At 70.9% G+C, this 20,741-nt stretch carries 15 protein-coding genes and 1 pseudogene; 13 read left to right on the top strand and 3 right to left on the bottom strand.

All coding sequences use genetic code 11. From position 1 onward, the window contains the following. Nucleotides 1-9 precede the first annotated feature (9 nt). Nucleotides 10-3,036 (top strand): excinuclease ABC subunit UvrA, encoded by a 3,027-nt coding sequence (gene uvrA, locus N8I86_RS10895; RefSeq protein WP_073892620.1) that lies wholly within the window; start codon nt 10-12, stop codon nt 3,034-3,036. Nucleotides 3,037-3,229: 193 nt separating this feature from the next. On the opposite strand, the gene N8I86_RS10890 is transcribed toward uvrA, so the two are convergent. Continuing rightward, nucleotides 3,230-4,141, bottom strand: a complete 912-nt coding sequence (locus N8I86_RS10890) for a carbohydrate kinase family protein (RefSeq protein WP_263277665.1) — start codon at nt 4,139-4,141, stop codon at nt 3,230-3,232. After that, a complete protein-coding gene (locus N8I86_RS10885; protein WP_263277664.1) occupies nt 4,138-5,220 on the bottom strand; it encodes a LacI family DNA-binding transcriptional regulator in 1,083 nt (360 codons plus the stop codon). Before N8I86_RS10885 ends, N8I86_RS10890 begins: the two co-directional genes overlap by 4 nt. 304 nt (nt 5,221-5,524) lie before the next feature. Between N8I86_RS10885 and N8I86_RS10880 the strand changes: the two genes are divergently transcribed. Next, on the top strand, nt 5,525-5,953 hold the full coding sequence (locus N8I86_RS10880; RefSeq protein ID WP_263277663.1) for a Rieske (2Fe-2S) protein: 429 nt from the start codon (nt 5,525-5,527) through the stop codon (nt 5,951-5,953). A gap of 87 nt (nt 5,954-6,040) precedes the next feature. On the opposite strand, the gene N8I86_RS10875 is transcribed toward N8I86_RS10880, so the two are convergent. Further along, nucleotides 6,041-6,988 carry a hypothetical protein gene (locus N8I86_RS10875; protein ID WP_263277662.1) on the bottom strand — a complete coding sequence of 316 codons (948 nt, stop codon included), beginning with the start codon at nt 6,986-6,988 and terminating at the stop codon, nt 6,041-6,043. A gap of 472 nt (nt 6,989-7,460) precedes the next feature. On the opposite strand from N8I86_RS10875, the gene uvrC reads away from it, so the two are divergent. From uvrC to N8I86_RS10820, 11 genes and pseudogenes are all read left to right on the top strand, one after another. Continuing rightward, a complete protein-coding gene (gene uvrC / locus N8I86_RS10870; protein WP_073892615.1) occupies nt 7,461-9,584 on the top strand; it encodes an excinuclease ABC subunit UvrC in 2,124 nt (707 codons plus the stop codon). Next, nucleotides 9,581-10,597 (top strand): RNase adapter RapZ, encoded by a 1,017-nt coding sequence (gene rapZ / locus N8I86_RS10865; RefSeq protein WP_073892614.1) that lies wholly within the window; start codon nt 9,581-9,583, stop codon nt 10,595-10,597. Before uvrC ends, rapZ begins: the two co-directional genes overlap by 4 nt. Continuing rightward, nucleotides 10,594-11,688, top strand: coding sequence for a gluconeogenesis factor YvcK family protein (locus N8I86_RS10860; RefSeq protein ID WP_073892613.1), 1,095 nt, complete (start codon nt 10,594-10,596; stop codon nt 11,686-11,688). Before rapZ ends, N8I86_RS10860 begins: the two co-directional genes overlap by 4 nt. Further along, on the top strand, nt 11,679-12,668 hold the full coding sequence (gene whiA / locus N8I86_RS10855; protein ID WP_073892612.1) for a DNA-binding protein WhiA: 990 nt from the start codon (nt 11,679-11,681) through the stop codon (nt 12,666-12,668). Before N8I86_RS10860 ends, whiA begins: the two co-directional genes overlap by 10 nt. Before the next feature lie 169 nt (nt 12,669-12,837). Next, nucleotides 12,838-15,792 (top strand): M14 family metallopeptidase, encoded by a 2,955-nt coding sequence (locus N8I86_RS10850; protein WP_263277661.1) that lies wholly within the window; start codon nt 12,838-12,840, stop codon nt 15,790-15,792. Nucleotides 15,793-16,101: 309 nt separating this feature from the next. Continuing rightward, nucleotides 16,102-17,112: a type I glyceraldehyde-3-phosphate dehydrogenase gene (gene gap, locus N8I86_RS10845; protein ID WP_073892610.1), complete on the top strand. Its 1,011-nt coding sequence runs from the start codon at nt 16,102-16,104 to the stop codon at nt 17,110-17,112. 134 nt (nt 17,113-17,246) lie between these two features. After that, the gene (locus N8I86_RS10840) at nt 17,247-18,458 is read left to right on the top strand and encodes a phosphoglycerate kinase (protein WP_123438272.1); all 1,212 of its coding nucleotides are present in this window, start codon (nt 17,247-17,249) and stop codon (nt 18,456-18,458) included. Nucleotides 18,459-18,463: 5 nt separating this feature from the next. Next, nucleotides 18,464-19,240, top strand: coding sequence for a triose-phosphate isomerase (gene tpiA, locus N8I86_RS10835; RefSeq protein WP_073892608.1), 777 nt, complete (start codon nt 18,464-18,466; stop codon nt 19,238-19,240). Nucleotides 19,241-19,348: 108 nt separating this feature from the next. Then, a complete protein-coding gene (gene secG / locus N8I86_RS10830; RefSeq protein WP_073892607.1) occupies nt 19,349-19,585 on the top strand; it encodes a preprotein translocase subunit SecG in 237 nt (78 codons plus the stop codon). A 213-nt stretch (nt 19,586-19,798) separates the two neighbouring features. Then, complete coding sequence (locus N8I86_RS10825; RefSeq protein ID WP_003957010.1) at nt 19,799-20,134, top strand: RNA polymerase-binding protein RbpA; 336 nt, start codon at nt 19,799-19,801, stop codon at nt 20,132-20,134. A 159-nt stretch (nt 20,135-20,293) separates the two neighbouring features. Continuing rightward, nucleotides 20,294-20,703, top strand: a pseudogene (locus N8I86_RS10820) (MFS transporter); the annotation flags it as partial. Nucleotides 20,704-20,741 lie beyond the last annotated feature (38 nt).

Below are 20,741 nucleotides of genomic sequence, written 5' to 3'. Positions count from 1 at the left end.
CGGACCGGCGTGGCCGACCGTCTCATCGTCCGTGGCGCGCGCGAGCACAACCTGAAGAATGTCTCGCTCGACCTGCCTCGTGACTCGCTCATCGTCTTCACGGGCCTGTCCGGGTCGGGCAAGTCCTCCCTGGCCTTCGACACGATCTTCGCCGAGGGTCAGCGTCGCTACGTGGAGTCGCTCTCCTCGTACGCCCGGCAGTTCCTCGGCCAGATGGACAAGCCGGACGTCGACTTCATCGAGGGTCTGTCCCCGGCGGTCTCCATCGACCAGAAGTCGACCTCGCGCAACCCGCGCTCCACGGTCGGCACCATCACCGAGGTCTACGACTACCTGCGTCTGCTGTTCGCGCGCATCGGCAAGCCGCACTGCCCCGAGTGCGGGCGCCCGATCTCGCGCCAGTCGCCGCAGGCCATCGTCGACAGGGTCCTGGAGCTGCCGGAGGGAAGCCGCTTCCAGGTGCTGTCGCCGCTCGTGCGCGAGCGCAAGGGCGAGTTCGTCGACCTCTTCGCCGACCTGCAGACCAAGGGCTACTCCCGCGCGCGGGTGGACGGCCAGACCGTTCAGCTGTCCGAGCCACCGACGCTGAAGAAGCAGGAGAAGCACACCATCGAGGTGGTCGTCGACCGCCTCACCGTCAAGGACTCCGCCAAGCGCCGCCTCACCGACTCCGTCGAGACCGCCCTCGGCCTGTCCGGCGGCATGGTCGTGCTCGACTTCGTCGACCTCCCGGAGGACGACCCCGAGCGCGAGCGGATGTTCTCGGAGCACCTGTACTGCCCGTACGACGACCTGTCCTTCGAGGAGCTGGAGCCCCGCTCCTTCTCCTTCAACTCGCCCTTCGGCGCCTGCCCCGAGTGCACCGGCATCGGCACGCGCATGGAGGTCGACCCCGAGCTGATCGTCCCGGACGAGGACAAGTCCCTGGACGAGGGCGCCATCCACCCCTGGTCGCACGGGCACACCAAGGACTACTTCGGCCGCCTGATCGGCGCCCTCGCCGACGCGCTGGGCTTCCGCACGGACATCCCGTTCGCGGGGCTGCCGCAGCGCGCGAAGAAGGCGCTGCTTTACGGCCACAAGACCCAGATCGAGGTGCGCTACCGCAACCGGTACGGCCGCGAGCGCGTGTACACCACGCCGTTCGAGGGCGCTGTTCCCTTCGTCAAGCGGCGGCACAGCGAGGCGGAGAGTGACGCCAGCCGCGAGCGCTTCGAGGGCTACATGCGCGAGGTGCCCTGCCCCTCCTGCCAGGGCACGCGCCTGAAGCCGATCGTCCTCGCGGTGACGATCATGGAGAAGTCGATCGCCGAGGTCGCCGCCATGTCGATCAGCGACTGCGCGGACTTCCTGGGCCGGCTCAAGCTCAACGCCCGCGACAAGAAGATCGCCGAGCGGGTGCTCAAGGAGGTCAACGAGCGGCTGCGCTTCCTGGTCGACGTCGGCCTGGACTACCTCTCGCTGAACCGCGCGGCCGGCACGCTCTCCGGCGGCGAGGCCCAGCGCATCCGGCTGGCCACCCAGATCGGCTCCGGCCTCGTCGGCGTCCTGTACGTCCTGGACGAGCCGTCCATCGGCCTGCACCAGCGGGACAACCACCGGCTGATCGAGACCCTGGTCCGGCTGCGGGACATGGGCAACACGCTCATCGTCGTGGAGCACGACGAGGACACCATCAAGGTCGCCGACTGGGTCGTGGACATCGGTCCCGGCGCCGGTGAGCACGGCGGCAAGGTCGTGCACAGCGGCTCCCTCAAGGAACTGCTCGCGAACACCGAGTCGCAGACCGGTGCGTACCTCTCGGGCCGCAAGGCGATCCCGCTGCCGGACGTGCGTCGTCCCCGCGACCCGTCCCGGCACCTCACGGTCCACGGCGCCCGTGAGAACAACCTGCGGGACATCGACGTGTCCTTCCCGCTGGGCGTGTTCACGGCCGTCACGGGTGTCTCCGGGTCCGGCAAGTCGACGCTGGTCAACGACATCCTCTACACGCACCTGGCCCGCGAGCTGAACGGCGCCCGGAACGTCCCCGGACGGCACACGCGCGTGGAGGGCGACGACCTCGTCGACAAGGTCGTGCACGTCGACCAGTCGCCGATCGGCCGCACCCCGCGGTCCAACCCGGCGACCTACACCGGTGTCTTCGACCACGTCCGCAAGCTGTTCGCCGAGACGACCGAGGCGAAGGTCCGCGGCTACCTGCCCGGCCGCTTCTCCTTCAACGTGAAGGGCGGCCGCTGCGAGAACTGCGCGGGCGACGGCACGATCAAGATCGAGATGAACTTCCTCCCGGACGTCTACGTCCCGTGCGAGGTCTGCCACGGCGCCCGGTACAACCGGGAGACCCTGGAGGTCCACTACAAGGGCAAGTCCATCGCCGACGTGCTGAACATGCCGATCGAGGAGGCCACCGACTTCTTCGAGGCCGTCCCGGCCATCTCACGGCACCTGCGCACGCTCAAGGACGTCGGTCTCGGCTACGTCCGCCTCGGCCAGTCCGCCACCACGCTCTCCGGCGGCGAGGCGCAGCGTGTGAAGCTCGCCAGCGAACTGCAGAAGCGATCCACGGGACGCACGGTCTACGTCCTCGACGAGCCGACCACCGGTCTGCACTTCGAGGACATCAGCAAGCTGCTGAAGGTCCTCGGCGGTCTCGTGGACAAGGGCAACACGGTCATCGTCATCGAGCACAACCTCGACGTGATCAAGACCGCGGACTGGGTCGTGGACATGGGCCCCGAAGGCGGCGCCGGTGGCGGACTCGTGATCGCCGAGGGCACGCCCGAGGAGGTCGCCGGGGTTCCCGCCAGCCACACCGGCAAGTTCCTGCGCGAGATCCTGGGCGCCGAGCGCATCAGCGACGCGGAGCCCGTGAAGGCGTCACGCCGCACGACGGCCAGGAAGACGGCGGCCGCCACCACGGCGGCGAAGAAGACGGTGACCGCCAAGGCCAACAACACCGCGTCGGCCAAGGCCGCCACGGCCGCGAAGAAGGCGACGCCCGCGAAGAAGACGACGCGCGCCCGCAAGGCCTGAAGCGGCAGTCAGGCCGGACCGTGACCGCGGTGACGGACCGGCCTGACACAACATCAAGAAATCGGCGCCCCACGGGAACTCCCCGTGGGGCGCCGCTCGTTCCACCATCAGCAGCCCCGGACCCGCGGTGCGCCCGGCCCCCACACCGCGGACCCGGCCGAACCTTGACAAGACCACAGGGAAGACAGGGGGCTCACCACCCGCCCAGTTCGGCCGCGTACGGCGGCTCGGCCCCCGCCCGCGAGCACGTGATCGCCGCCGCGCGGGCCGCGAAGCGCAACAGCCGCGCCCAGCCCTGTGCCCCCAGGCCTGCGAGCGCTTCCCGGGACAGCGCGTCCTGGGCGGACAGCCCGTGCAGCAGGGCCGCGTTCACGGTGTCGCCGGCACCGATGGTGTCCACCACGTCGACCTTCTCGCCCGGCACGGAGTGCTCCCCGCCGTCCCGGGTGAACACGGTCAGGCCGTCCCCGCCCCGGGTGACCACCACGGCCGACGGCCCCGCGGCCAGCCACTCCCGCGGAGTGTCCCCCAGCCAGGCGGCGTCCTCCGCGGAGAGCTTCAGCAGCGTCACCGAGGGCAGCCAGCTCCCGAAACGCGCCCGGTAGGCGTCCGCGTCCGGGATCAGCCCCGCCCGGACATTGGGGTCCAGCGCCGTGAACAGCCCCTGCCCGGCCGCTGCCCGCATCAGCTCCTCGTAGGCGCTCGCCCCCGGTTCCAAAACGAGCGAGCAGGTGCCGAAGGACACCGCGCGCGTGCCGGCGGGCAGGGCGGCCGGCGCGGTGAACAGGCGGTCGGCGGTGCCGTCCACGTAGAAGGAGTAGGCGGCCGAGCCCGCGCTGTCGAGTGTGGCCACCGCGAGGGTCGTCGGCTCCGGCCCGCGCTCCACTCCCGACACGTCGACCCCGGCCCGCCGCAGCCCGTCCAGCAGAGCCTCGCCGAAGGCGTCGGAGGACGTCCGGGAACAGAAGGCGGTGCGCGAGCCGAGCCGGCCGAGCGCCACGGCGGTGTTGTACGGGCCGCCGCCCAGCGCCGGCTTCAGGTCCGCGAGAGCACCGGGGCCCTGCGGTACCAGGTCGATCAGTGCCTCACCGGCGACGACGATCACGAGTCGGTTCCCTTCTCGGACGGCTTGGGGGAGGGAGTGCGCCCGGGCTCCTCGGTCCGCCCGGCTTCCTCGGGGCACCCGCACGAGGCGCGGTGCATGAACGCGCACGGCAGCCGCACCGTCCGGGACGGCCGGTCCGGCTCGGCGAGCCGGTCCAGCAGCATCCGGACGGCCTGTGCGCCGAGTTCCCTGCTGGGCTGGGCGACCGCGGTGAGCCGCGGCGAGAACAGGTCGGCCCACGCGAAGTCGTCGAAGCAGCACAGGGCGATGTCCTCCGGCACGGACATGCCACGTCGGCGCAGGGCCCGCAGGGCGCCGATGGTCATCGCGTTGTTGGCGGTGACGAGTGCCGTGGGCGCGTCCGGCAGGGCGAGCAGCGCGTCCGTGGCCCGCTCGGCACCGGCGGACTCGGAGTTGCCGGTGACGAGGAGACGCTCGTCGTGCCCGAGGCCGGCGGCGCCGAGCCCGTCCAGGTAGCCGGCGATGCGCTCACCGGTCGTGCTGAGCCCGGGCAGGCCGGCGACCAGGCCGATCCGGCGATGCCCCAGTCCGGCGAGATGGGTCACGAGCCGGGCCGTCGGTTCGGCGCTCTCGGAACAGACCTGATCGAAGAACGGAGCCGGCACCCGCGGGTCGATCAGCCGGTCCAGGAACACCGTCGGCACGGTGTGGCGGCCCAGGTAGCCGACGAGATCGTGCGGCTCCGCGGAGGGAGCGACGATCATGCCGTCCACCCGGCGCTCGTGGAGGAGCTGGACGACCTTCCGTTCATGCCGGGGATCGTCGTGCGGGTCCGCGATGAGGAGGCTGTAGCCGGCTTCCAGGGCGGCCGCCTCGACCCCCTGGAGGATCTCGGTGAAGTACGGATTGCTGATCGCCGACACCGCGAGGCCGATGGAGCGGGTTCTGGAGGTCACCAGCGAGCGGGCCAGGGTGTTGGGCGTGTAACCGAGGGCGTCGACGGCGTCCAGCACGGCCTGGCGGGTGTGCGGCAGCACCGGACGGGTGCCGTTGAGGACATGGGAAACGGTGGCCACGGAGACTCCGGCACTGCGGGCCACGTCCGCCATGGTGGGCATCGGCATCTCCTCCCCGGATCGGCGCGACCGCCTGACAGCGCGCCCGGCGACGCACCACGGCCTCACGGCCGGGAAGGTACCCCAGCGGAACCTCCCGCGTAAACGCTTGCGCAAACGTTTACGTCGAGCGGTCCGATTCCCGCATGACGCCGCTCCGCCCCCGGCCAGCCTCCGGGCCAGCCTCTCCGCCCCCGGCCCCCGCCCTGGGCCCCCGCCCTGGGTCCCCCCCTCGGCCCCGCCCTCCGAGCGGCCCTTCTGCCCGGGTATCGTCGCCCTGCACACCCCTTGACCCGTGGAGTTCCCGATGCCCGCCCGATCGTCCGCGAGCCGCCGTACCGTTCTCCGGGGAGCCGCCGCGGCCCCGGTCGCCGGCATCGCCCTGGCTGCCTGCTCCGCGCCGGGCAGCGGGGACACGGCCTCCTCCGCGCCCACCGCACCCGTCGACCTCGGGGCGGAGAGCGAGATCTCGAAGGGCGGCGCCAAGCTCTACCGGGATCACAACGTGGTGGTCAGCCGCGGCGCGGACGGCACGTTGAAGGCGTTCAGCACCGTGTGCACGCACGCCGGGTGCCCGATCAACAAGCTGCAGGGCACCACCCTGATCTGCCCCTGCCACGGCAGCCAGTTCGACGCGGCGACGGGCAAGGTGGTCCAGGCGCCGGCCACCGAGCCCCTGACCGAGCTGTCGGTGAAGAGCACGAACGGCCGGATCGTGGCGGGCCCCGCCGACTGAGCTGGTAAAGCCGCGGAGTCACCGACGCTCCCCGCGCCACGTCCCTCTGCCCCGGCACCCAGGTGCCTCAGCGGGCGGGCGGCCCGTTCACTCCCACTCCCAGGCGATCCCCAGGATGCCCGGGCGTATACGCGGCTCGACGACGTGGACACAGTGGTGCGGCTCGGTCATGGACAGTTCCTGCCGGCCGTTGCGGGGAGCCGCAGCCGAGTGCTGGGTGAAGCGGTGGCAGCGCCCCGGCAGTGCGGCCGTCTCGAAGTGGACCTGGAGGGAGTACTGCCCGCCGGGGAGGTCGAAGCGGTTCAGGTACTCGCCGGAGACGCCGGCCGTGCCGTCGTCGACGCCGTAACGGAAGAGGAACGTGTCGCCGGAGCGGAGCCGGGTGCCGAAGAGCAGCTCGGCCACCAGGACGCCGGTGTCCTGGTCCCAGTGGACACGGCCCGTGCGGCAGTTCTCCAGCGCCCGCACCCGCATGTCGCGTGGGCTGCTGCCGGGGTCGCCGTGGTGCACGGCGAGGAACCGGTCGACGCCGTCGCGGTGGGCGCGCACGATGTGGTGGGCCTCGCGTCCGGCCAGCTCGCGCCGGGCGCCGATCCGGACGTGTTCATGGTGACCGAGGGTGTGCAGCCCGCCGTCCAGGGACCCGCCCAGCTCGGCGCGGAGCCGGTCCTGGACGTCCGAGGCCTCGATCAGGGAGCGGTAGGAGCGGCCCGCCGGGCGGCCGGCCGTCGCGCGGTCGTCGGACTCGGCGAGCAGCCGGATCAGTGACTCGTCCGGCAGACGCAGGATCTCCTCCAGCGCCCGCACCGCCCGGAGCGACTCGGGGCGCTGTGGGCGGCGCGCTCCCTGCTGCCAGTAACTGAGACTGGTCACCCCGACCTTGACCCCGTACCGCGACAGGTGGTGCTGGACGCGCTGGAGTGGCAGTCCGCGTGCGGCGATCGCGGCGCGCAGCGCCACGTGGAAGGGGCCGCCCCGCAAAGCCGTGTCCAGTTCCGCGGTGGGGAAGTCCGCGTGCTCTGTGGCATGCCGCATGCCGAGGGGCCTCTCTGTGAAGTGTCACTACGGCTGGTCAGACCGTCTGCGCGGGTGTGGGCGCGGCCACACCCGTGAGCGCTATGGGCGCCCGTGGCCGTGCGTGCCGCGCCCCCGTCCGCGGGCACGCACCGCCCCGATTCCCGTGCATTGAAGCGTGTTGACCAGACACCGACAACACCTGGAACCCGCCCGTCGCACAGTCCTGGCCGGACAGTGGCCCCCTCGGCGGGTGCCGGAGGACCGGTGCGGGTTCGCCCGGACCGGGCCGAACGGCGCCGCGCCGGAAGCCGGCGGGAGAGCCGGACGGTCCCGGCATGGCCGAAACGCGCCGGTAGGAGGGCCGGCGCGCCTCGGGAGGGCTGCCTGGGAAAGACCGGGAAGCCCGCACCTCCCGGGTGGTGCGCCGGGCGGGGCGGGCGTTGTCCACAGGCCCGACGCGGTGTCGGTGCGCGCCAGTAGGGTGTGAGACATGGCCGACCCCTCCAGCTACCGCCCCAGGCCGGGAGACATCCCGGACACTCCCGGGGTGTACAGGTTCCGCGACGAGCACCGCCGGGTGATCTACGTCGGAAAGGCGAAGAGCCTGCGCCAGCGCCTGGCGAACTACTTCCAGGACCTGGTGAACCTGCACCCGCGCACCCGGACGATGGTGACGACCGCCGCGTCCGTGGAGTGGACCGTGGTGTCCACGGAGGTGGAGGCCCTGCAGCTGGAGTACTCCTGGATCAAGGAGTACGACCCCCGGTTCAACGTCAAGTACCGCGACGACAAGAGCTACCCGTACCTCGCGGTGACGATGAACGAGGAGTTCCCGCGGGTGCAGGTGATGCGCGGTCACAAGAAGAAGGGCGTCCGGTACTTCGGCCCGTACGCCCACGCGTGGGCCATCCGGGACACCGTCGACCTGATGCTGCGGGTCTTCCCGGTGCGCACCTGCTCCGCCGGCGTCTTCAAGAACGCCTCCCGCACCGGCCGGCCCTGCCTGCTCGGCTACATCGGCAAGTGCTCCGCGCCCTGCGTCGGCCGGATCAGCCCCGAGGACCACCGGGAACTGGCCGAGGAGTTCTGCGACTTCATGGCCGGCCGCACCGGCACCTACCTCCGCCGTCTGGAGAGGCAGATGATGGAGGCGGCCGAGGAGATGGAGTACGAGCGGGCCGCCCGCCTGCGCGACGACATCGGGGCCCTGAAGAAGGCCATGGAGAAGAACGCGGTCGTGCTCGCCGACGCGACAGACGCCGACCTCATCGCCGTCGCCGAGGACGAGCTGGAGGCCGCCGTCCAGATCTTCCACGTGCGCGGCGGGCGGGTGCGCGGCCAGCGGGGCTGGGTGACCGACAAGGTCGAGGAGGTCACCACCGGCGCCCTGGTGGAGCACGCCCTGCAGCAGCTGTACGGCGAGGAGACCGGGGACGCCGTGCCCAAGGAGGTCCTGGTCCCGGCGCTGCCCGAGCCGCTCGACCCGGTCCAGGAGTGGCTGACCGCCCGCCGCGGGTCGAACGTCTCGCTGCGCATCCCGCAGCGCGGCGACAAGAAGGCGCTCATGGAGACCGTGCAGCGCAACGCCCAGCAGTCCCTGGTTCTGCACAAGACCAAGCGCGCCTCCGACCTGACCACCCGCTCGCGCGCGCTGGAGGAGATCGCCGAGGCCCTCGACCTGGACAGCGCCCCGCTGCGGATCGAGTGCTACGACATCTCCCACCTCCAGGGCGACGACGTGGTGGCCTCCATGGTCGTCTTCGAGGACGGTCTGCAGCGCAAGAGCGAGTACCGCCGCTTCCAGATCAAGGGCTTCGCCGGGCAGGACGACGTCCGTTCCATGCACGAGGTGATCACCCGCCGCTTCCGGCGCTACCTCGCGGAGAAGGAGAAGACGGGGGAGTGGACCGACGGGAGCGGGGCCGACGGCGCGCTGGCCGACGGGGACACTGCTCTCACCGGCCCGGACACGGTCACCCGCGGTCTGGAGGAGGAGGTGGTCGACGGCTCCCTCAAGGACGACGACGGCCGCCCCAAGAAGTTCGCCTACCCGCCGCAGCTCGTCGTGGTCGACGGCGGCCGGCCGCAGGTCGCGGCGGCCCAGCGGGCGCTGGACGAGCTCGGCATCGACGACATCGCCGTCTGCGGCCTCGCCAAGCGACTTGAGGAGGTCTGGGTGCCGGACGAGGAGGACCCGGTGGTGCTGCCCCGCACCAGCGAGGGTCTCTACCTGCTCCAGCGCGTCCGTGACGAGGCCCACCGGTTCGCGATCACCTACCAGCGCACCAAACGCGCGAAGCGTTTCCGCTCCAGCCCGCTCGACGACGTGCCCGGCCTCGGCGAGACCCGCAAACAGGCGCTCATCAAGCATTTCGGCTCGGTGAAGAAGCTGCGGTCCGCCACAATCGAGCAGATCCAGGAAGTGCCCGGGATAGGCCGGAAGACGGCCGAGACCATCGCCGTGGCCCTCCTCCGCGCGGCCCCGGCCGCACCCGCCGTGAACACGGCGACCGGAGAGATCATTGAGGACGAGGAACCCGACACGACGGGGGGTTCCTCGGGGGAGCCCGTGACCGCGGGCGCCCCGGACGAACGACGGGGGCAGGAGACATGACCGAGCACGAGACACAGCCCACGGCGCCGCGGGATCGGGCGCACGGCGGCACGGACGACGATGCCGTCCGGGACACGGCCGCGCAGGACACGGTTCAGGACAACGGAGCACAGGTGAGTACGGGCAGCGAGACAGCCACAGCCCCCGAGGCGGCCATCCCCGAGCTGGTGATCATCTCCGGCATGTCCGGAGCGGGCCGGTCGACGGCCGCCAAGTGTCTGGAGGACCTCGGCTGGTTCGTCGTGGACAACCTCCCGCCCGCGCTCATCCCCACCATGGTGGAGCTGGGCGCCCGCTCCCAGGGCAACGTGGCGCGGATCGCCGTCGTCGTGGACGTCCGCGGCCGCCGCTTCTTCGACAACCTGCGCGAGTCGCTGGCGGACCTGGAGGCGAAGAACGTCACCCGGCGGATCGTCTTCCTGGAGTCCTCCGACGAGGCTTTGGTCCGCCGCTTCGAGTCGGTGCGCCGCCCGCACCCGCTGCAGGGCGACGGCCGGATCGTCGACGGCATCGCCGCCGAGCGCGAGCTGCTGCGCGAGCTGCGCGGCGACGCGGATCTGGTGATCGACACCTCCAGCCTCAACGTGCACGAGCTGCGCGCCAAGATGGACGCGCAGTTCGCCGGTGAGGAGGAGCCCGAGCTGCGGGCCACCGTCATGTCCTTCGGCTTCAAGTACGGCCTGCCGGTCGACGCCGACCTGGTGGCGGACATGCGGTTCCTGCCCAACCCGCACTGGGTCCCGGAGCTGCGCCCCTACACCGGCCTCAACGAGGAGGTCGCCGCCTACGTCTTCAACCAGCCCGGCGCCAAGGAGTTCCTCGACCGGTACGCCGAGCTGCTGCGGCTCATCGCCGCCGGGTACCGGCGCGAGGGCAAGCGCTATGTGACCATCGCCATCGGCTGTACCGGCGGCAAGCACCGCTCGGTCGCGATGTCGGAGAAGCTCGCCGCGCGCCTCGCGGCCGAGGGCGTGGAGACGGTGGTAGTGCACCGGGACATGGGACGGGAATGACGGAACGTACACGGCGGCTCAGCAGGCTCCGCCGGATGGTGCCGGAGGGCCGCTCGAGCCGCGCCACGGCCGAGTCGCGGACGGCGCGGCCCGTCGAGGCCCGCGGCGGCCGGCCCCGCCGGCGCGGCACCCAGCCCAAGGTCGTCGCCCTCGGCGGCGGCATGGGCCTGTCCGCCTCGCTCGCCGCGCTGCGCCGGATCACCGGTGACCTCACCGCCGTCGTCACCGTGGCCGACGACGGCGGTTCCAGCGGCCGGCTCCGCGACGAGCTGGGCGTGCTGCCGCCCGGCGACCTGCGCAAGGCGCTGGCCGCGCTGTGCGGCGACGACGACTGGGGCCAGACCTGGGCCCGGGTCATCCAGCACCGCTTCCAGTCCCAGGGCGACCTGCACGACCACGCGGTCGGCAATCTGCTGATCGTCGCCCTGTGGGAGCAGCTGGGCGACCATGTGCAGGCACTGGACCTGGTGGGCAAGCTGCTCGGCGCGCACGGGCGCGTGCTGCCCATGTCCGCCGTGCCGCTGGAGTTGCAGGCCCTGGTCAAGGGGCACGACCCGGAGCGGCCGGAGGACGTGGACACGGTGCGCGGTCAGGCGACCGTCGCGCTCACGCCCGGTGAGGTGCAGTCGGTGCATCTGCTGCCGCACGACCCGCCGGCCGTGCCGGAGGCGGTGGCCGCGGTGCTGGACGCCGACTGGGTGGTGCTGGGACCCGGGTCCTGGTTCTCGTCGGTGATCCCGCACCTGCTCGTGCCCGAGCTGCTGGACGCGCTCACCGAGACCAAGGCGCGCAAGGTCCTCTCGTTGAACCTCGCTCCGCAGCCGGGAGAAACCGAGGGCTTCTCCCCGCAGCGTCATTTGGAGGTTTTGGGGCGACACGCCCCTAAACTCGCCCTGGACGTGGTGCTGGCCGACGAGGCCGCCGTGCCCGACCGCGACTCGCTCACCGAAGCCGCCAAGCGGCTGGGAGCCGCGGTCGAGCTGGCGCCTGTCGCCCGGACCGACGGAAGCCCCCGGCACGACCCGGAGCTGTTGGCCGCCGCGTACGACCGTATTTTTCGGATGCATGGAAGGATCGGCCCATGGCGATGACGGCAGCGGTGAAGGACGAGATCTCCCGGCTCCCCGTCACCCGCACCTGCTGCAGGAAAGCGGAGGTCTCCGCCATCCTGCGGTTCGCCGGCGGCCTTCACCTGGTGAGCGGGCGCATCGTGATCGAGGCGGAGCTGGACACGGCGATGGCGGCCCGGCGTCTCAAGCGGGACATCCTGGAGATCTTCGGCCACAGTTCCGAGCTGATCGTGATGGCTCCCGGCGGGCTGCGGCGCGGCTCGCGGTACGTCGTGCGGGTCGTCGCCGGCGGTGACCAGCTGGCCCGTCAGACGGGCCTGGTGGACGGCCGGGGCCGGCCGATCCGGGGTCTGCCCCCGCAGGTCGTGTCCGGGGCCACCTGCGACGCCGAGGCGGCCTGGCGCGGAGCCTTCCTGGCGCACGGCTCGCTGACCGAGCCGGGCCGCTCCTCCTCGCTGGAGGTGACCTGCCCCGGGCCGGAGGCCGCGCTCGCGCTGGTCGGTGCCGCCCGCAGGCTCTCCATCGCCGCCAAGGCCCGCGAGGTGCGGACCGTGGACCGGGTGGTCGTCCGGGACGGTGACGCGATCGGCGCGCTGCTGACGCGGCTCGGCGCGCACGAGTCGGTGCTGGCCTGGGAGGAGCGGCGGATGCGCCGCGAGGTGCGGGCCACCGCGAACCGGCTCGCCAACTTCGACGACGCCAACCTGCGCCGCTCGGCCCGCGCGGCCGTGGCCGCCGGCGCCCGGGTGCAGCGCGCTCTGGAGATCCTCGCGGACGAGGTCCCCGAGCACCTCGCCGCCGCGGGGCGGCTGCGCATGGAGCACAAGCAGGCCTCCCTGGAGGAGCTGGGCGCGCTCGCCGACCCGCCGCTGACCAAGGACGCGGTCGCGGGCCGTATCCGCCGGCTGCTGGCGATGGCCGACAAGCGCGCGTCCGACCTGGGCATCCCGGGCACGGAGGCCAACCTCTCGGAGGAGCTCGCGGACAACCTCGCGGGCTGACCACCTCAACACCCCGGTGCCGACGGCCACTTGGATCCGTCGGCACCGGCATCTCCGGGCCGGGCGAGCCGCTGTTCGCGTGTCCGTGAGGCACTCTTGACTCGATCATCGAGTGACATGAGCCTGGCAACCTGTTCGCCGCCGTGGCGGACCACCGCTAGGGGGGTTCATGAGACACAGGGCGAGATCGATCCTCGCTGTCGGCGCGCTTCTCATCGGCGGAGCGAGTCTTGCACCCGTAGCCCAGGCACAGACCGGAAACCCGGCGACGTCCGACCAGGACGAGGTCAAGGTCTTCCGCGCCGACGTCACCAAGCAGCAGGTACCCCTGCTCCTCAAGGCCGGACAGGACGGCCACGAACTCGGCGAGCAGACCGCGGCGCGGGGGAGGACCCGGGTCGAGGTCTACCTCACCGACCAGCAGGCCGCGAAGCTCCGGAAACAGGGCGTCGACCTCACCGAGCACACCCTCTCCGCGAAGGCGGAGGCACGCGTGGAGGACGCCGCGCAGGGCGTGTTCCGCCCCTACAGCGGGAGCGGCGGGCTCCGGCAGGAGATCCTCGCGGCAGCCCGGGCGAACCCCGGTCTCACCAAGGTCGAGTCCATCGGGAAGACCGTCGACGGCCAGGACATCCTCGCGCTCAGGCTGACCAGGAACGCCCGCAAGTCCAAGGACGGCTCCAAGCCGTCCGTGCTGTACATGTCCAACCAGCACGCGCGCGAATGGATCACGCCGGAGATGACCCGCCGGCTGATGCACTACTACCTGGACCACTACCGGACCGACAAGCGCGTCAGGAAGATCGTCGACTCGACGGAACTGTGGTTCGTGCTCTCGGCCAACCCCGACGGCTACGACTACACGTTCAAGAGCGCCGACAACCGCCTGTGGCGCAAGAACCTGCGGGACGTCAACGGCGACGGCGCCATCAGCACGGGCGACGGCGTCGACCTCAACCGCAACTTCGCCTACAAGTGGGGCTACGACGACGAGGGTTCGTCCCCCAACCCCACCAGCCAGACCTACCGTGGCGCGAGCCCCGCCTCCGAGCCCGAGACCAGGGCCCTCGACGCCTTCGAGAAGCGCGTCGGGTTCACGTACGGCATCAACTACCACTCCGCCGCCGAACTCCTCCTCTACGGCGTCGGCTGGCAGGTGGCCACCCCGACCCCGGACGACGTCCTCTACAAGGCACTCGCCGGCACCCCCGACAACCCGGCGATCCCCGGCTACCGTTCACAGGTCTCCTCGGAGCTGTACACCACCAACGGCGAGGCGGACGGCCAGGCGTCCAACGTCAACGGGATGGCGATGTTCACCCCCGAGATGTCGACGTGTCAGACCGCGTCGGACGTCGATCCGGACGACGCCTGGAAGGCCGCGGACTGCCGGTCGGTCTTCAACTTCCCGGACGACGAGAAGCTGATCCAGCAGGAGTTCGCCAAGAACGTCCCGTTCGCGCTCTCCGTCGCGGAGACCGCCGCGCACCCGGACCGGCCGGTCTCCACGGTCGGGCTGAGCGCCGCCGACTTCACCCCGGCCGCGTTCACCACGTCGTACTCGCGGGGCGCGGACCAGCAGGTCTCGGTCGTCGTGCGCAGGGCGATCCGGGACAAGGAGCTCAAGTACCGCGTCGACGGCGGCCGTACCCACGACCGGGCGCTGAGGCACTGGAAGGGCGGCGAGGTCTACGGCGGCGAGGACGACCTCTACTTCGACGAGTACCGGGCCGCGGTGCGCGACGGCGAGCCGGGCGACAAGGTCGAGGTGTGGTTCACCGGCCGGACCAGGGGCGGCAAGAAGGTCTCCAGCACCCACTTCACGTACACCGTCGCCGAGCGGCCCCGGGCGGACACCCTGGTGGTCGCCGAGGAGGGCGCGACCGCCACGCAGGCACGCACGTACGCGGACGCGCTGAAGGCGGCCGGGCACCGGGCGCTCGTGTGGGACGTGGCCACGCGGGGCGTGCCGGACGCGCTCAACGTGCTGAAGCACTTCCGCACGGTCGTGCACTACTCCGGCGCCAAGGGCCCGGGCAACCCCGTCCAGCTCCAGCTGCGCGCCTACCTCAACGAGGGCGGCCGGCTGATCGAGGCCGGCGAACTCGCCGGCGGCAGCGTCGACCTCGGCGACGGCACCCTGTCGGACGACTTCAGCCAGTACTACCTGGGCGCGTACAGCCGCACGTCGACGAAGGGGGCCACCGGCTTCACCGGGACGGGTGGCCTCGACGGCCTCAGCGCCGCCCTCGCCGACGCCCCCGGCAACCCGCTGGACCGGGCCGGCACGTACGGCGTCACCTCCGACGAGCTGCCGGCCTCCAGGTATCCGCAGTTCCGCAGTGCGGGCGCGGGCCGGTTCGCCGGGACCGTCAACCCGTACGGGCCGTACGCGGGCTCGGGCATGGCCGCCGCCGTCCACACCGACGACGCCTACAAGCGCCTCACCCGCACCATCGACCTCACCGGTGTCACCGCTGCCGACCGGCCGGCCCTGAGCACCCGGCTGCTGTGGGACACCGAACCCGGTTACGACCACGCGGTGGTCGAGGCGCACACCGTGGGCGCCGACGACTGGACGACCCTGCCGGAGGCATCCGGGGCCACGAAGACGGCGGTGCCGGCCGAGTGCGGGGGCGGGTTCCTGATCGGCGAGCACCCGTGGCTCAAGCACTATCTGACGCTGTCCGGCAACGCCTGCGCCGCGAGCGGCACCACCGGCACGTGGAACAGCCTCACCGGCAGCTCCGCCGGCTGGCAGCAGGTGAGCTTCGACCTGAGCGCGTACGCAGGCAGGACGGTGGAGCTCTCCATCAGCTACGTCACCGACCCGGGCAGCGGCGGCCACGGCGTGCTCGCCGACGACGCCTCGCTCGTCACCGGCACCACGGTGAGGGACACCGAGGGCTTCGAGTCGTCACTGGGGGCGTGGAAGGCGGCCGGACCGCCGCCCGGCAGCCCGGCGGTGCTGAAGGACTGGACGCGCACCGGGACCCTGTTCCAGACGTACGGAGCGGTCACCACCCGCGACACCGTGCTGCTCGGGTTCGGCATCGAACAGGTGCCCTCCGCGGCCGATCGGGCGGCGCTGCTGAGGAAGGCGTTCACCTCGCTCGGCCGGTGAGTGAAACAGGTGAGCGGAACCCCCTCTCAGGGGTGCGGAACGGGGTAGTCGACAGGTGAGCAGACCCGCTCACGAACGAGTGAAAGAGGCGCCGAAAACGGGCCGCAAACTGTAAGGAATACGGGCGAAACCACAGTCGATCCCTGGTGTTCCGTACCCCTACCGACGGGTACGGAACGCCTGCCCTCTATGCGGCATCTCGATGTCACCTCGGGGGCCCCGGAGGGGTAGGGTCGGGGGTGGTCGGGGACATCCCAAATACAGCTCGCCGGCACCGCATGGCCGGCGTACCAACGAGGAGATCGGTTCGTGACGATCCGCGTAGGCATCAACGGCTTCGGCCGTATCGGGCGTAACTACTTCCGCGCGCTGCTGGAGCAGGGTGCCGACATCGAAGTTGTGGCTGTCAACGACCTTGGTGACACCGCCACCACCGCTCACCTGCTGAAGTACGACACGATCCTGGGCCGCCTCAAGCAGGAGGTCACCCACACCGCCGACACGATCACCGTCGACGGCCACACCATCAAGGTGCTCTCCGAGCGCAACCCCGCCGAGATCCCCTGGGGCGAGCTGGGCGTCGACATCGTCATCGAGTCGACGGGCATCTTCACCAAGCGCGACGACGCCGCCAAGCACCTCGCCGGCGGCGCCAAGAAGGTCCTCATCTCGGCTCCGGCCAAGGACGAGGACATCACCATCGTCATGGGCGTCAACCAGGACAAGTACGACCCGGCGCAGCACAACGTCATCTCCAACGCCTCCTGCACCACCAACTGTGTGGCGCCGATGGCGAAGGTCCTCGACGAGAACTTCGGCATCGTCAAGGGCCTGATGACGACGGTGCACGCGTACACGAACGACCAGCGCATCCTGGACTTCCCGCACAAGGACCTGCGCCGCGCCCGTGCCGCCGCCGAGAACATCATCCCGACCACGACGGGCGCCGCCAAGGCCACCGCCCTGGTCCTGCCGCAGCTCAAGGGCAAGCTGGACGGCATCGCGATGCGCGTCCCGGTCCCCACCGGCTCGGCCACCGACCTCGTGGTGCAGCTCCAGCGCGAGGTCACCAAGGACGAGGTCAACGCCGCGTTCAAGAAGGCCTCCGAGGACGGCGACCTCAAGGGCTTCCTGGCCTACACCGAGGACGAGATCGTCTCCTCGGACATCGTCGGCGACCCGGCCTCCTGCACCTTCGACTCCTCCCTGACCATGGTTCAGGACGGCAACTCGGTGAAGATCCTCGGCTGGTACGACAACGAGTGGGGCTACTCCAACCGCCTCGTGGACCTCACGGTCTTCGTCGGCGACCAGCTCTGATCGTCGAAGCAGGACCTTGAAGTGAGAGCAGGGCTCGGGCAGCGCACCGTCGCGCTGTCCGGGCCCTGTCCCACGCCCGGACCACGTCCTCTTACGATCAGGTGCACCACGAGCCCTCCTCAGGAGTCCACTCAATGAAGACGATCGACGAACTTCTCGCCGACGGCGTGAGCGGTAAGCGGGTATTCGTCCGCGCCGACCTCAATGTGCCGCTCGCCGACGGGACGATCACCGACGACGGCCGTATCCGCGCCGTCCTGCCCACCGTCAAGGCACTGGCCGACGCGGGCGCGAAGGTGGTCGTCGCCTCGCACCTGGGCCGCCCCAAGGGCGCCCCGGACCCCGCCTTCTCGCTGCTGCCCGCCGCCGAGCGCCTCGGTGAACTGCTCGGCGCCCCGGTCGCCTTCGCCCAGGACACCGTCGGCCCCGCCGCGCACGACGCCGTCGACGGCCTCCAGCCCGGCCAGGTCGCGGTCATCGAGAACCTGCGCTTCAACCCCGGCGAGACCTCCAAGGACGACACCGAGCGGGGCGAGTTCGCCGACCGGCTCGCCGCCCTCGCCGACGTCTACGTCGGTGACGGCTTCGGCGCGGTCCACCGCAAGCACGCCTCCGTCTACGACCTCCCGGCCCGGCTGCCGCACTACGCCGGCTACCTCATCGCCACCGAGGTCGGCGTCCTGAAGAAGCTCACCGAGGACGTCAAGCGCCCCTACGTCGTCGCGCTCGGCGGCGCCAAGGTCTCCGACAAGCTCGCCGTCATCGACCAGCTGCTCGGCAAGGCCGACCGGCTGCTCATCGGCGGCGGCATGGCCTACACCTTCCTCAAGGCCAAGGGCTACGAGGTCGGCATCTCCCTCCTCCAGGAGGACCAGGTCCCGGTCGTCACCGAGTACCTGGAGCGCGCCGAGAAGCAGGGCGTGGAGCTGCTGCTCCCCGTCGACGTCGTGGTCTCCCGGGAATTCCCGGACCTGAAGACCAAGGCGCCGACCGAGAACACCGTGGTCGACGCGGACAAGATCCCCGCCGACCAGGAGGGCCTGGACATCGGCCCGAGGACCCGAGAGCTGTACGCCTCGAAGCTCGCCGACGCCGAGACCGTCTTCTGGAACGGTCCCATGGGCGTCTTCGAGCACCCCGACTACGCCGAGGGCACCAAGGCGGTCGCCCAGGCCCTCGTCGGATCGAAGGGCTTCACCGTCGTCGGTGGCGGCGACTCCGCCGCGGCCGTGCGTACGCTCGGCTTCGACGAGAACGCATTCGGCCACATCTCGACCGGTGGCGGCGCCTCCCTCGAATACCTCGAGGGCAAGACGCTCCCCGGCCTCGCCGCACTGGAGGACTGACCTACATGAGCACGCGCACGCCGCTGATGGCGGGCAACTGGAAGATGAACCTCAACCACCTCGAGGCCATCGCACACGTCCAGAAGCTCGCCTTCGCCCTGGCCGACAAGGACTACGAGGCCGTCGAGGTCGCCGTCCTGCCGCCCTTCACCGACCTGCGCTCCGTGCAGACCCTGGTCGACGGCGACAAGCTGCGGATCAAGTACGGCGCCCAGGACATCTCGCAGCACGACTCCGGTGCCTACACCGGCGAGATCTCGGGCCCGATGCTGGCCAAGCTGAAGTGCACCTTCGTGGCGATCGGCCACTCGGAGCGCCGCCAGTACCACAACGAGACCGACGAGCTGGTCAACGCCAAGGTCAAGGCCGCGTACAAGCACGGCCTGACCCCGATCCTGTGCGTGGGCGAGGAGCTGGACGTCCGCGAGGCGGGCAACCACGTCGCCCACACCCTCGCGCAGGTCGAGGGCGGCCTGAAGGACCTCCCGGCCGAACAGGCCGAGACCGTCGTGATCGCCTACGAGCCCGTGTGGGCCATCGGCACCGGCAAGGTCTGCGGCGCCGAGGACGCCCAGGAGGTCTGCGCCGCCATCCGCGCCAAGATCGCCGAGCTGTACTCGCAGGAGCTGGCCGACAAGGTCCGCATCCAGTACGGCGGCTCCGTGAAGGCGGGCAACGTCGCCGAGATCATGGCCCAGGCCGACATCGACGGAGCCCTGATCGGGGGCGCCTCGCTGGACGCGGACGAGTTCGTCAAGATCGTGCGTTTCCGCGATCAGTGATCATGTCCGTGAGTAGGCGGTAGCGGCGATACGTCGTACCCTTGCGGGGGCGCAGCCAAGACGCTGTGCCCCCGCAGTCCATCCGAATCCGAGGAAGTTGGTCCAGCCGTGGTTTTGGGGTTCTCGATCGCCCTGATCGTCTTCAGCCTGCTGCTGATGCTGCTGGTGCTGATGCACAAGGGGAAGGGCGGCGGCCTCTCCGACATGTTCGGCGGCGGCATGCAGTCCTCCGTCGGCGGCTCCTCGGTCGCCGAGCGCAACCTCGACCGGATCACCATCGTGATCGGTCTGTGCTGGTTCGCGTGCATCATCGTCCTCGGCATGCTGATGAAGACGAACAGCTGATTCGCACAGCAGGCACATCACGCATATTCCGCACGTAACGCCCCATGTTCGGTACGCGCTCCTGAGCGCGGCCTATCATGGGGCTTGCGTCTGGATATGGGGCCGGTAACTCCAATCGCTGGACGCGCGTTGGGCCTTACGTAGACTGAGGCGCTCGCGGCGAAGCGGAACGCCGACTCGCTTCGCGGCACCATCACGCAGGGAGTTACGACCGTGGCAAGTGGCAACGCGATCCGAGGAAGCCGGGTCGGTGCGGGGCCGATGGGCGAGGCCGAGCGCGGCGAGTCCGCGCCGCGTCTGCGCATCTCCTTCTGGTGCTCCAACGGGCACGAGACCCAGCCGAGCTTCGCCAGCGACGCTCAGGTCCCCGACACCTGGGACTGCCCGCGCTGCGGCTTCCCGGCCGGCCAGGACCGGGACAACCCGCCGGACCCGCCGCGCACCGAGCCGTACAAGACGCACCTCGCGTACGTACGGGAGCGGCGCAGCGACGCGGACGGCGAGGCCATCCTCGCCGAGGCGCTCGCCAAACTGCGGGGCGAGATCTAGAACTTCTCATCGGCCGGGCGCCTGCGGGCTCCTGGCCGAAGCCGTCTCGCCCCGCCGCGGACGGCCCCTTGTCAGTGGTGCCCCCTACGGTTGGCCACAACGGCACATCGTGAGGGGGACGCGTGGCTGCGGTCGAAGGGGCGGACGAGGGCGCCCCCATGGCGGGACCGGGCGCTGCGCGCGGTCGGCGTGGCGACGACCCTGTGCAACGTCGGCATGGGCGCCCTCGTCCGCCCCTTCGACCGCACGTCACCCGCTGGCTGCACGCCGGCGGCAGCGGATACGCCGCCGCCATGACGGCGTACTCGGTCACGTTGATGAAGTAGCGCAGCCCCGCCGCCATGGTGGGCCGCGCCCCCTCCGCGTTCCGCACGGCCTCGACCTCCGGCGCCCCGCTCGGTGCCCTCCTCGGCGGAGTGGCCGCCCGGGTGTACGGGCCGAACGGGCCGGCCCTGCTCGCCGTCGTGCTCTTCGCGTCGGCCGTCACCGCGCTGATACCGGCGCGCCGCCCGGACGTACCTGTTGTTGCCCGTGAGGACAGCGTCGCGAGCGCTCCTCCCGCGTGGTGATCAACTAGGTTGGGACCGGCAGCGGGCAAGGTACGCAG

The organism is Streptomyces albidicamelliae (genome assembly GCF_025642175.1).
GTDB classification, from domain to species: Bacteria; Actinomycetota; Actinomycetes; order Streptomycetales; family Streptomycetaceae; genus Streptomyces; species Streptomyces albidocamelliae.
Note: the sequence above shows the minus strand (reverse complement) of the source record. Positions and strands in the feature narration are given on the sequence as shown.

What these genes read in the sequence shown, in the direction of transcription:
- N8I86_RS10880 (WP_263277663.1), top strand. Translation starts at nt 5,525, where the DNA reads ATGCCCGCCCGATCGTCCGCGAGCCGCCGTACCGTTCTCCGGGGAGCC.
- N8I86_RS10860 (WP_073892613.1), top strand. Translation starts at nt 10,594, where the DNA reads ATGACGGAACGTACACGGCGGCTCAGCAGGCTCCGCCGGATGGTGCCG.
- N8I86_RS10840 (WP_123438272.1), top strand. Translation starts at nt 17,247, where the DNA reads ATGAAGACGATCGACGAACTTCTCGCCGACGGCGTGAGCGGTAAGCGG.
- tpiA (WP_073892608.1), top strand. Translation starts at nt 18,464, where the DNA reads ATGAGCACGCGCACGCCGCTGATGGCGGGCAACTGGAAGATGAACCTC.
- N8I86_RS10885 (WP_263277664.1), bottom strand. Translation starts at nt 5,220, where the DNA reads ATGCCCACCATGGCGGACGTGGCCCGCAGTGCCGGAGTCTCCGTGGCC.
- N8I86_RS10875 (WP_263277662.1), bottom strand. Translation starts at nt 6,988, where the DNA reads ATGCGGCATGCCACAGAGCACGCGGACTTCCCCACCGCGGAACTGGAC.
- uvrC (WP_073892615.1), top strand. Translation starts at nt 7,461, where the DNA reads ATGGCCGACCCCTCCAGCTACCGCCCCAGGCCGGGAGACATCCCGGAC.
- N8I86_RS10850 (WP_263277661.1), top strand. Translation starts at nt 12,838, where the DNA reads ATGAGACACAGGGCGAGATCGATCCTCGCTGTCGGCGCGCTTCTCATC.
- whiA (WP_073892612.1), top strand. Translation starts at nt 11,679, where the DNA reads ATGGCGATGACGGCAGCGGTGAAGGACGAGATCTCCCGGCTCCCCGTC.
- rapZ (WP_073892614.1), top strand. Translation starts at nt 9,581, where the DNA reads ATGACCGAGCACGAGACACAGCCCACGGCGCCGCGGGATCGGGCGCAC.